At 51.0% G+C, this 11557-nt stretch carries 10 protein-coding genes; all 10 read right to left on the reverse strand.

What is annotated here, in order from left to right; genetic code table 11:
• Positions 1-14: 14 nt before the first annotated feature.
• The 10 genes from J5W02_RS07920 to J5W02_RS07965 all read right to left on the reverse strand — a co-directional run bounded on the left by J5W02_RS07920 (position 15) and on the right by J5W02_RS07965 (position 11350).
• On the reverse strand, positions 15-1208 hold the full coding sequence (locus tag J5W02_RS07920; RefSeq protein ID WP_219965126.1) for a murein hydrolase activator EnvC family protein: 1194 nt from the start codon (positions 1206-1208) through the stop codon (positions 15-17).
• Entirely contained in the window at positions 1198-2112 is a 915-nt protein-coding gene (gene ftsX, locus J5W02_RS07925) for a permease-like cell division protein FtsX (RefSeq protein WP_219965127.1), read from the reverse strand. The genes J5W02_RS07920 and ftsX overlap by 11 nt, the downstream gene beginning before the upstream one ends.
• On the reverse strand, positions 2102-2791 hold the full coding sequence (gene ftsE / locus J5W02_RS07930) for a cell division ATP-binding protein FtsE (RefSeq protein ID WP_219965298.1): 690 nt from the start codon (positions 2789-2791) through the stop codon (positions 2102-2104). The genes ftsX and ftsE overlap by 11 nt, the downstream gene beginning before the upstream one ends.
• Before the next feature lie 201 nt (positions 2792-2992).
• Positions 2993-4078, reverse strand: a complete 1086-nt coding sequence (locus J5W02_RS07935) for a PucR family transcriptional regulator (protein WP_219965128.1) — start codon at positions 4076-4078, stop codon at positions 2993-2995.
• Positions 4079-4335: 257 nt separating this feature from the next.
• Positions 4336-5448 carry an ABC transporter ATP-binding protein gene (locus tag J5W02_RS07940; RefSeq protein ID WP_219965129.1) on the reverse strand — a complete coding sequence of 371 codons (1113 nt, stop codon included), beginning with the start codon at positions 5446-5448 and terminating at the stop codon, positions 4336-4338.
• Between the two features lie 174 nt (positions 5449-5622).
• Complete coding sequence (locus tag J5W02_RS07945) at positions 5623-6360, reverse strand: pseudouridine synthase (RefSeq protein WP_219965130.1); 738 nt, start codon at positions 6358-6360, stop codon at positions 5623-5625.
• A gap of 83 nt (positions 6361-6443) precedes the next feature.
• Positions 6444-7079: a DUF4830 domain-containing protein gene (locus tag J5W02_RS07950; RefSeq protein WP_219965131.1), complete on the reverse strand. Its 636-nt coding sequence runs from the start codon at positions 7077-7079 to the stop codon at positions 6444-6446.
• A 93-nt stretch (positions 7080-7172) separates the two neighbouring features.
• Positions 7173-9245: an elongation factor G gene (locus J5W02_RS07955; RefSeq protein ID WP_219965132.1), complete on the reverse strand. Its 2073-nt coding sequence runs from the start codon at positions 9243-9245 to the stop codon at positions 7173-7175.
• Positions 9246-9489: 244 nt separating this feature from the next.
• Positions 9490-10428, reverse strand: coding sequence for a class II fructose-1,6-bisphosphate aldolase (gene fba / locus J5W02_RS07960; RefSeq protein WP_219965133.1), 939 nt, complete (start codon positions 10426-10428; stop codon positions 9490-9492).
• A gap of 106 nt (positions 10429-10534) precedes the next feature.
• Complete coding sequence (locus J5W02_RS07965; protein WP_255575622.1) at positions 10535-11350, reverse strand: DNA-3-methyladenine glycosylase family protein; 816 nt, start codon at positions 11348-11350, stop codon at positions 10535-10537.
• Positions 11351-11557 lie beyond the last annotated feature (207 nt).

Below are 11557 nucleotides of genomic sequence, written 5' to 3' on the forward strand. Positions count from 1 at the left end.
TTTTCCTTTCCGGACTATCTGCTGAACCAGTTCATCGGATTCTTTGCCACACCGTTTACACGGATTTCGAAATGAAGGTGGGCGCCGGTGGAATCGCCCGAACTTCCGACATAGGCGATCACCTGTCCCTTTTTCACGGTCTGTCCCTTGCTGACGGCCACACTGCTGCAGTGGCCGTACAGGGTAGAGTATCCGCCACCGTGGTCAATGGCAACAACATAGCCGTACCCGCCGTAGCCGGTACCGTAATTGCCCCAGCCGGCCATCATTACCTTGCCGGAATCAGCGGCGACAATCGGCTTACCGTAAACCCCCGCGGAAGAAATATCAATTCCTTTGTGCAGACTTCCCCACCGGTACCCATACCCACTGGTTATATTGGTTACCCCGGGCACAGGCCAGGTAAAGTTGCCCTTGCTGACATAACCGCCGCTGCCGCCGGTTCCCTTCTGCGAAGCATAATAGTCCTTATACCACTGGTCAATCGCGGCATCCGCTTTTTTACGCTGCTCGGCAAGCTTTTTGCTTTCCTGGTTGGCGTCGGACTCATTCTGGGCAATCTCCGCAATAACCGCCTGGGTTTCGTTGACAAGGGAAGTCAGTTCACTTTGCTTGGTATTCAGCGTCACCTTTGCGTTGGCGACGCTCTCCCTGTTGGACTCTATTTCCTGCTTCTGTGTTTTAATGCTGTCCATATCGGATTTCAGCGTATTGATTAAATTGGTGTCGTGCGTGGTAATTGCCTGAATGGCCTCCGTTTTATCCGCAAGATCCACCACACTTTTTGCGCTGAGGATAATTTCGAGGTTGGACGCTTCGCCCGTCAGGTAGAGCGCGCGCAGCCTTTGCTTCAGCTGCTCATAGTTTGTGTTGATACTTTTCTGTTTATCAGCAATCTGCGCTTCTTTTTGGGAAATATCCCCGTCAAGAACCCTGATCTGCTGATTTAAAACGTCAATCTGGCTCTGAACGGTGGCTACCTGTGTGTCCAGCGCCGCCTTATACTGCTGCTTCTGGGCTTTGTCAGCCTTCAGTGTTTTCAGCTTGGCGGCAACCTGCGCCTGTTTCTTTTTTAATTCCGTCTGCTCCTTTTGGAGCTGGCTCAGGCTTTTGGCAGCCGACGCGGGCATGGCAACCTGAGGAGTAAAAATCATTGCCAGCGCCAGAACAACGGCGACCAGGCCCTTGGCCCATTTTTTACCAGCCAACAATCTCTCCTCCCTCTTTTTTCAGATATTTGCTGATGGAAATCACGCCGCCGACCGCGCCGAACAGCATGCCGGCCAGAACAAACGCCAGCGTAAGTGCCCACGCAAGCGGCTGTATGTCAACAGGGGAAAACAGCATAATAGATGTAATAGATGTCATCATTTTATTGTAAAGAAGCAGCAGGATCAGGCTGGAAAGCAGCCCCGACACAATCCCGATAATCATGCCCTCCACAATAAACGGAACCCGGATAAACCAGTTTGTCGCGCCCACGGACTTCATAATGCTGATCTCCACGCGCCGCGAGAACATGGTAACACGAATCGTATTGGAAATAATGAACAGAGAAACCAGGCTGAGCAGCAGAATAATCCAGAATCCTACCATGGTGATCATCCTGTCCAGATTAGTCAGCTTCTGTGCCACATCGGAATAATCGTTGATACTGGCAACGCCCGCGATTTTTTGGATTTGCGCCGCCGTTTCCTTGTATTTGGAAAGATCCTTGAACGAGACCTTAAACGCGTCCGGAAGCGGGTTTTCCTTGCCGGTCATCCCCTGCAGCATGGTGCCGTCCTTGTCGCCCAGAATATTCATGTATTGCTGGATGGCGTCGTCCTTCGGCACGAATTCACAGGTCTCAATATTGTCGAGCTTTTTAATTTCCTCCCCGACCTTAATGGCGGAAAGAGTGGGCAAATCCTGGGTCATATAAATTTTGACGGAATTGCTGCCCTCCAGCGTTTTCATCGCGGAATCAATATTATACGAAAAAAGCACGGCCGCGCCCGTCAGCAGCAGACACGAAATCAGCACGCCGACAGAGGCAAAGCTCATGGTGCGGTTGTTCCAGATGTTTTTGGTGCCTTCCTTCATCAGGTACCCCAGTCCGTTAAACCTCATGACGGCCCTCCTTCTGCGCGGCAGTATCCGCCACAATGCTTCCGCCGTGAATTTCCACCACTCTGCGGTGGAAATGCTTGACCAGCGAATGTTCGTGCGTCACCATCAGGATGGTGGTGCCGCGGCGATTGATTTCATTGAGCAGATCCACAATTTCAAAGGAAAGAGCCGGGTCAATGTTTCCCGTAGGCTCGTCCGCAATAATCAGCTTCGGATTGTTAATCAGCGCGCGCGCAAGGCCGACCCGCTGCTGCTCGCCGCCGGAAAGCTCCGCCGGGTGGCACATTGCCTTATTCTGAAGATCCACAAGCCCCAGTATGTACGGAACCCGCTTATGGATTTCCCGGTTTGTCGCACCCACAATATGCATGGCAAAGGCCACGTTTTCAAACACCGTCATATTGTCGATCAGGCGAAAATCCTGAAAGACAATTCCCATGGTCCGGCGCATATATGGCACGTCCCGCCTTCTCAGCGTGGAAAGCTGCCTGCCGTTGACAATAATTTCTCCCTCGCTGGCTTTCTCCTCACACATAATCAGTTTGAGAAAGGTGCTTTTCCCCGCGCCGGAAGAACCAACAATAAAGACAAATTCGCCCTTGTCCACTTTCAGGTTCACATCTTTGAGCGCTTTTGTCCCGTTGGAATATGTTTTACTTACATTTTGAAATTCTATCAATGTAATCGCTCCATTAAATTCGTTCATACTGATTGAAGAATCAGTATCCGTTTTCATTCCACATAAATCACCATAAAAAAGCAAAAAAACCAAAACCCATTGGCATGTTTACATAATACCAATGGGTGGCAAATTTATTATTCCAATCGGGAATTAATTTGTAATAAATCTGTAATCTTTCTCTCTTTTTTCATTTCTCTGTCAGAATTTAACTGGGTTGGAAGAAAGATACTTCTTTACCATAAGGGCGACTTTAAAGACAATGGCGTCCTCAAACTCGCGCAGATCCAGCCCGGTGATTTTCTTAATCTTCTCCAGCCTGTAAACCAGCGTATTTCTGTGGACAAACAGCTTGCGGGAGGTTTCAGAAACATTCAGGTTGTTTTCAAAAAAGCGCTGAATGGTAAACAGGGTCTCGTGATCCAGCGATTCAATGGAGCCGCGCTTAAAGACTTCCTTCAGGAACATGTCGCACAGAGTGGTGGGCAGCTGATAAATCAGACGGGCAATGCCAAGATTGTCGTAGCTGACAATCGGCTTCTCCGTGTCGAACACCTTGCCGACTTCCAGCGCGACCTGTGCTTCTTTGAAGGAGCGGGCCAAATCCTTGATTCCGGTAACCGTGGTGCCGATTCCGACCACGCAATGAGTGTAGAATTCGCTCGAAAGAGTGTCCACAATGGAACTTGCCAGCTTTTCCAGATCCTTCGGCTCAATTCCGGCGCGGATTTCTTTCACCAGCGCGATATCGTTTTCGTTGATATTGATAATAAAGTCCTTGTTTTTATCCGGGAAAAGATTCTGTACCACATCGTAAGCCGAAATATCGGATTTGCTTGTAATTTTAATCAGCATACAGACACGGTTCACATCAGCGTTAAAGCGGAGCTCTCTGGCTTTCAGATAAATATCGCCGGGCAGAATATTATCCAAAATGACATTCTTGATAAAATTACCGCGGTCGTATTTTTCATCATAGTACTGCTTGATGCTGCTCAGTGAAACAGCCAGCAGGGAAGCATAGCGGCCTGCTTCCGGGTCGCTGCCGGAAACAAAAACGGCGTATTCCGGTCTGGGGCGGCTGCCAAATGACTTAAAAGTATAGCCGTTGACCACAAAAGTTCCGGGTGTTGCCAAAACCTCAGCGGTAATGCTGTCGTTCACTTCGCCAATACGGCCAAGCTCGCTGCACGCTATGATAACCGAAGTTTCATCAATCACACCGATTGTACGGTCAATTGCATCGCGCATCTGGTGGATAACTCCCTGAAATAATCTATTGGACATAGCTCTCCCTCACTTCATATGACTTGTGTAATCTGCTGAAATATTATAGTATGCTACATACATTTTACATAAATTCAATGCATTTTTCAACTATGTATTGAACATAAAATAAAAAAATATCAATTTTAGCAGAATTTTGACAAATTTATCACAGTTTTACCCGTGGATTTCCTCCTCTGCGGGCAATTTCAAGGGAATTGTTTCCTATTCAGAAAAAAGGCCGTGTCTTTCGACGCGGCCTTTGGAATCAATCTCAATCAGTTCAGAATTGTTTTTTCCGTTTCCTTATCAAACAAATGCATTTTCTGGAGGTTAAAGGCAATTTCAATGGTGTCGCCCGTCTTTGCCGTAGAGGTCGGCTCCACCCTGGCGGTAATATCACTGCCCTCGCAGCTCAGGTATAGATAGGTTTCCGCTCCCATCAGTTCGGTTACTTCCACACCGGCTTTTACAATGCCGTCCTTTGCTTTCGCAAGGAATTCCGGCTCGTCGTGCACATCTTCCGGGCGAATACCAAACACAACCGCTTTGCCCACATAATCCTTCAGCACGCCGTCCTTGTCCTTCCCTTCGGGAATCGCGATGCTGTACTGGCCGAATTTCAGGAAGTAGCGGCCGTCCCTGCTTTCAATTTCCGTGTCGATAAAGTTCATTTGCGGGGAACCCATAAAGCCGGCGACAAACTCGTTCACCGGATTGTCGTACAGGTTCTGCGGGGTGTCGACCTGCTGGATAAATCCGTCCTTCATGACAACGATACGGTCGCCCATGGTCATGGCCTCGGTCTGATCGTGGGTAACATAAATAAAGGTGGTTCCCAGTCTTTTGTGCAGCTTGGAAATTTCCGTCCTCATCTGTGCGCGCAGCTTGGCGTCCAGGTTAGACAGCGGCTCATCCAAAAGGAAGACCTTCGGGTCACGGACGATGGCACGTCCAAGGGCAACACGCTGGCGCTGGCCGCCGGACAGAGCCTTCGGCTTTCTGTCAAGCAGATGGGAAATATCCAGAATCTTTGCGGCCTCTTCCACGCGGCGCTTGATTTCGTCCTTCGGTATCTTGCGGATCTTCAATCCGAAAGCCATATTGTCAAAGACAGTCATGTGGGGATAAAGTGCATAGTTCTGGAACACCATTGCAATATCGCGGTCTTTCGGGGCAATATCGTTTGCCAGCGTTTCTCCGATATACAGTTCCCCCTTGCTGATTTCTTCCAGACCGGCAATCATCCGCAGGGTCGTGGATTTTCCGCATCCGGAAGGACCGACCAGAATGATAAATTCCTTGTCGGCAATTTCAAGGTTGAAGTCCGTAACTGCGGTTACGCCTCCTTCATAGACCTTATAGATATTCTTTAACGTAACGTTTGCCATAATCATCCTCCTGAAATCTCATACTGTTCGTTTCAACCTGTCCCAATAAGGGCATTTCGTACTTTAGTGAATTCATGATAACAGATGCCACAGGGGATTAACAGCCGTTTTTTGTCCAAACTTTACGTTTTGGAATTATGGAAATCTGATAAAACACAAAAACAAACCGCGAATTTAGTATACATTGGCTAGCGAAGATTGGCTGAAAATGGCGGATCGTTCGGAGTTGTCCAGTTCCCGCGCGGCTCCGGGAGCCAGTTTATCATCCAGCTTCAGCTCGCCGATCTGTACTCTTTTGAGCTTGAGCACCTCGTTCCCCCTCGCCAGAAACATCCGCTTCACCTGGTGGAACTTTCCCTCCCGGATTCTTACCCGGACAAGCGGGGTCTCCCCCTCCTCCAGAACCTGCAGCTGTGCGGGCAGGCACGTCATGTCGTTCAGCTCCACCCCGTTTTCAAACGCGGCAATATCCTGTGTGCTGACCGGACGGGCCAGAACCGCCTCGTAAAGCTTGTACACATGGCTTTTCGGCGCCAGCATCCGGTGGGCAAACGCGCCGTCGTCGGTAATGATGAGCAGCCCTTCCGTATCCCTGTCCAGCCGTCCCGCCGGAAAAAGGCCGCGCCGCTTCAGCTCCGGCGGCAGCAGATCCACCACGGTCTGCGCCCGCGTATCCCGGGAAGCCGAAAGCACACCGGCGGGCTTGTTCATCATCAGGTAAAGAAACTCCCGAATCACCAGGGGTTCCCCGTTCACCGTCACCTCGTCGGACTGCGTGTCCACCTTATAATCGGCTTTTTTGACCACACTTCCGTTCACCGCAGCAACGCCGCGGCGAATCATTGCCCCGGCGTCCCTGCGGCTGCCCAAATTCTGTGAAGCCAGTATTTTGTCAAGCCGTTCTATACTCATTTGCTCATCCTCCGTGTTTTTCCTGTCCCTTTAGTTTAAACGATTCCGCCTTGCCGGTCAATGCGGATTTTGTCCCCTGCGCGTCAGTCCGTCGGCCAGGCGTTTGCCGGTATTTGGGAAACAGCAGTCGCGGCGGCGTCATTCGGCTCGGCGGAAGCCGTGTTCGGAGCGGCGGAGGCAGCGTTTGGATCTGTTGAAGCCGCGTTGGGATTTTCCTGTATTGGCTCACTGTAATCGTTGCTGGACTTTTCGCCGGAGAATCCGGTCATAAATCCGTCCAGCTGCGCGGTACTTAAATCCCCGCCGATGACCCGGTTGTCGTAAACAAGCAGAGTTGCCCGGACGTCCGTGGCTCCCGGATAATTCGTAACGGCATAAACCCACTGTATACAGGTTTTCCCCGCGTATTGGGACAGGTCAAGCCCCTGCTCCTTCTGAATATTGTTGTACTGAAGATAAACGTCATCGAACTGCGCAGGAATGATTACGTCCTTCATTTCAAGCGGCTCGGTATTCACCTGCCAGCCAAACTGTTTTAAGAAGGATACACGCTGGTCATTGGAACCGGCGGACAGAGAGTACTTTTTCCCGTCAGCCGAGGCAACTGGTTCAGAATGGAACAGTTTCGTCACAACAATCGCTGCGGTTACAACCAGTAAAATCGCCGCCAGACCGATCAAGATCTTTTTTCTGCCGGCCTTAATCGAGAGAATAAACATATTCCCGCCCCCTTGTAAAAGATAAATATGCGGTGGGACGGAAAAAAATGCAAAAACAGCCCCCGTTTCCGGCGGCTGTTTGCAATCGTCTGTTTATTCTTCCGCTTCCGCGGTTTTTGATTCCTCAATTACCTTCTGCGCAACCTGCGGCGGCGCCTCCTCATAGCGGCAGAAATCAAAGGTGAACGACCCTCTGCCCTGTGTGGACTGACGCACGAAGGTGGTGAAGTCGTGCATTTCCGCCATCGGAATTTCGGCTTCCACAACCTGCCTGCCGTTCTCCTCCGGGTTCATGCCCAGCACACGGCCGCGGCGCTTGTTGACCTCGCCCATAATGTCGCCCATGTTGGCGTCGGGCACCGTGCATTTCAGCGTGCCGATCGGTTCCAGCAGCACGGGGGTCGCAATCGGCATCCCCGCTTTATAAGCCAGATTCGCCGCCATCTTGAAGGACATTTCGGAGGAATCCACCGGATGGTAGGAGCCGTCGTACAGGGTGGCTCTCAGTCCGACCACCGGGTACCCGGCAAGCGGGCCCTTGACAATGGATTCACGCAGTCCCTTTTCAACCGCCGGGAAGAAATTCTTCGGCACCGCGCCGCCCACGACGCGCTCGCCGAATTCCAGCCCTTCGCTGTCACAGGGTTCAAATTCGACCCAAATGTCGCCGAACTGCCCGTGACCGCCGGTCTGCTTCTTGTAACGGCCCTGCACCTGCACCTTTTTACGGATGGTTTCGCGGTAAGGCACGCGCGGCTTTTGCAGCGTGACCTCTACGCCGAATTTATTTTTTAACTTGGAAATGATAATATCGAGATGCTGCTCCCCCATGCCGGACAGCACCATCTGGTGCGTTTCCGCGTTGGTTGAGAATTTAATGGTGGGATCTTCATCCGCCAAGCGGAAAATGCCCTGTGCGACTTTATCTTCTTCCCCTTTGTTCTTTGGCACCACCGACATAGAAAGCGTGGCGTTCGGGTAAGTGATGCCTTCCAGCGTCACTTTTCTGGCCGGAGAACACAGGGTATCCCCCGTGCTGACCCCCTGAAGCTTCAGAACCGCGCCGATGTCGCCCGCGCCGATATAGGCCGCGTCCTCCTGCTTCTTGCCGTGCATGATAACCGTCTTGCCGATGCGCTCCATGTTTCCGGTGCGCATGTTCAGCAGCTGGGAGTCCGTCGCTACCTTTCCGGAAATCACCTTCAGATAGGACAGTTTGCCGATAAACGGGTCGGCAATGGTCTTAAACACAATTGCGGCGGTCGCGGCATCGTCGTTGACGGAAAGCTCCACCGGGTTGCCGTCCACATCCGCGCCGATTTCCCCGCTCTTGTCCTCCGCGGAAGGGGCCAGCCAGGTCAGGCCGTCCAAGAACTGCTCCATTCCCCTCATCAGCAGCGCGTCCCCGCAGAATACGGGGCAGATCGTTCCGGACTTGACGCCTTTGCTGACGCCCACGATCACTTCTTCCGGCGTAAACTGCTCACCGGAAAAATATTTTTCAAACATATCGTCGCTGGTTTCCGCCACCGCCTCATAAATCGCGGTGCGCAGCCCTTCCAGCCTGGTTCCCATATCCGGCATCTTCACTTCCACCGGTTTACCGTTCTGGTAATCGTATGCTTTGTATTCCAGCATATTAATATAGATGTTCGCTTTGCCGTCCTCAATAAACGGAACCACAACAGGGCAGACCGACGGGCCGAAGCTGGCTTTCAGGTCTTCAAAAACCTTGTAGAAACGGGCGCTTTCGTCACACAGGCCGTTGACAAAGAAAATTTTGGCCAGTCCGCGTTTGTTGGCCGCTTCCACCGCCTTTTCCGTACCGACGGAAACACCGCTTTTGCCTGAAACCGCAACGAGAACGGAGTCCGCCGCGCGGACCGCTTCGCACATCCCACCCTCAAAATCAAAAAGGCCCGGAGCATCTATCAGGTTAATTTTGTGATTCTTCCATTCCAAAGGGGCCACCGCAGTGGTCACGGTGATTTTTCTCTTAATCTCTTCGGGATCAAAGTCACAGACAGTGCTTCCCTCACCGACCTTACCAAAACGGTCGGTTGCACCGGAAAGATACAGCATAGCCTCTGCGATGCTGGTTTTCCCGGCGCCGCTGTGTCCCGCAATTGCAATGTTGAGAATATTTTTTGCATGATACTGTTTCATCAATAGATACTCCTTTCAGGGATTGATTGTTACAACCATACAATTGTTCAACCAAATTTACGATAATTATAGCTTGTTTTTACAATGATTACAATCCCAAATTGCTAAAATTTCACTTTTTTGATTCAATAATCCCGCCCCGCTCCTCTTCAGCGCTTTGCTTCTTACAAAACCCGGTTTTCCGTAACGTAAAAAAGCCTGTCCGGAAAACCGGACAGGCTTTTTTACATGGAAACGAACTATTTTATGCTTTGCCCGCGCAGCCGAGAACGGCCGTGATCTTGTGCTCAACCATTTCTTTAATGGCTGTGCGTGCAGGGGCAAGGTATTGTCTTGGGTCAAAGTGGGTCGGGTTCTCCGCAAAATATTTGCGGACACTCGCCGTCATGGCAAGGCGCAGGTCGGAGTCGATGTTGATCTTGCAGACAGCCATCTTCGCAGCCTCGCGGAGCATTTCCTCCGGAATGCCGATCGCATCCGGCATCTGGCCGCCGTACTGGTTAATCATCTGTACAAACTCGGGAATAACGGAGGAAGCGCCGTGCAGAACAATCGGGAAGCCCGGCAGACGGTTGGAAACCTCCTGCAGAATGTCCAAACGGAGCTTCGGCTTCTGGCCCGGCTTGAATTTATAGGCGCCGTGGCTTGTCCCGATTGCAATGGCAAGAGAGTCCACGCCAGTGCGCTTGACAAAATCCTGTACCTCGTCCGGATCGGTAAACTGAGCCTTATCGTCCTCAACCTTGACATCGTCTTCCACACCGGCCAGTTTGCCCAGCTCGGCTTCTACGGTTACATTGTATTTATGAGCGTATTCCGCGACTTTGCGCGCCTCTTCCACATTCTCCTCGTAAGGCTTGGAAGAACCGTCAAACATAACGGAAGTAAATCCGCCGTCGATACAGTCCTTGCACAGTTCATAGGAGGAACCGTGGTCAAGGTGAAGAGCAATCGGAATATCGGGGTTTTCAATCACAGCGGCTTCAACCAGTTTGGTCAGATAAGTGTGATTCGCATATTTGCGCGCACCCGCGGAAACCTGAAGAATCACGGGAGCTTTGAGCTCCTGACAAGCTTCTGTAATGCCCTGAACGATTTCCATGTTGTTTACATTGAACGCGCCGATGGCGTACCCGCCGGCATAAGCCTTTTTAAACATCTCTACCGTATTGACTAATGGCATGGTGATTACCTCCAAAATTATTGTACTGTTATTATATCCCAAAACTCGAAAAAGTGAAAGATAAATTTAACAGTTTGCGAATCTTTTAACGGTATGTGAATTTTATTCACATACCGACTGCCGCAGATTCCTTTTCCGTCACAAATAATTCCGGATGGTTCCGGCTGTAGTGGAAGATGTACTGCTGCGCGATTCCGGCGTATTCCCCAAAGCTCTCCGGTTCCCTGCCGGGGAAAAGCGTTCGCATCGCGCGTTTCATCCACACATCCATGGGAAACGCCTCCAGCCGGTGCAGTCCGTAAAGCAAAGTGCAGTCCGCCACCTTCTGCCCCACGCCGTGAATTGTCATCAGACTTTCGCGGGCTTCGGGGAGCGGCGCGGTCTTGAGCGCTTCCAGATCAACTTCCCCCTGCGCCACCTTCCGTGCGGCGCTCAGGATATACTTTGCGCGGAAGCCGGATCGGACGGGTGCAAGGTCCTGCTCGCACAGGCCGGCGATCTTTTCTGCTTTCGGAAAAGCGTAATACCCGCTTCCGATCTTTTCACCGAATCCAACGCAGAACCGGGACACAATCCCCTTGATTCTCGGAATATTATTGTTCTGGGAAAAAATAAACGAGCAGAGCGCCTCCCAGGGCTCCTGATTCAGAATCCGCATCCCGGGCGCAAATTTTGCCGCCCTGGCCAGCGTGGGGTCGTCCGCCGCCAAATTTTCCCTGATTTCTTCGTAGTCGAGTGGTAGATCAAAATACTGTTTCCAGAACGGGTCGTCCAGCACATGTCCCCGGTTTTGCTCAGAAATATTTAAAATTCTGCCGGAGGCAACGCCCGTGTAGGAACCGTCCTGCTGCTTTTCCCAGCGGAAGCACTGCCCGCACTCCAGCGTCTGCTCCAAATCAAAAGCATCGTTTTTTTTCGCCAAATTCCCATCCTCCTTTATCCGCCTGTGTAAGGAAATTTTCTCAAAACTTTTATTCGTTCTTAGTATCCGTCGTTATTATAACACACTTGGGTAAAGGTTAGAATACTGATTGTTTTTAAAATTCAAATCATCCGGTTGACATAACGCTCTATACATTCCCTATTCACAACCGGGAAATCGGGGTGGTTTCCACACTTATTAACATTT

The sequence above is a fragment of the Caproiciproducens faecalis genome, assembly GCF_019448085.1.
In the GTDB taxonomy this organism is placed as follows: domain Bacteria; phylum Bacillota; class Clostridia; order Oscillospirales; family Acutalibacteraceae; genus Caproiciproducens; species Caproiciproducens faecalis.

Bases quoted from the DNA above. Each gene is read 5' to 3' on its own strand.
- J5W02_RS07950 (WP_219965131.1), bottom strand. From the start codon at position 7,079: ATGTTTATTCTCTCGATTAAGGCCGGCAGAAAAAAGATCTTGATCGGT.
- J5W02_RS07945 (WP_219965130.1), bottom strand. From the start codon at position 6,360: ATGAGTATAGAACGGCTTGACAAAATACTGGCTTCACAGAATTTGGGC.
- J5W02_RS07940 (WP_219965129.1), bottom strand. From the start codon at position 5,448: ATGGCAAACGTTACGTTAAAGAATATCTATAAGGTCTATGAAGGAGGC.
- fba (WP_219965133.1), bottom strand. From the start codon at position 10,428: ATGCCATTAGTCAATACGGTAGAGATGTTTAAAAAGGCTTATGCCGGC.
- ftsX (WP_219965127.1), bottom strand. From the start codon at position 2,112: ATGAGGTTTAACGGACTGGGGTACCTGATGAAGGAAGGCACCAAAAAC.
- J5W02_RS07955 (WP_219965132.1), bottom strand. From the start codon at position 9,245: ATGAAACAGTATCATGCAAAAAATATTCTCAACATTGCAATTGCGGGA.
- J5W02_RS07935 (WP_219965128.1), bottom strand. From the start codon at position 4,078: ATGTCCAATAGATTATTTCAGGGAGTTATCCACCAGATGCGCGATGCA.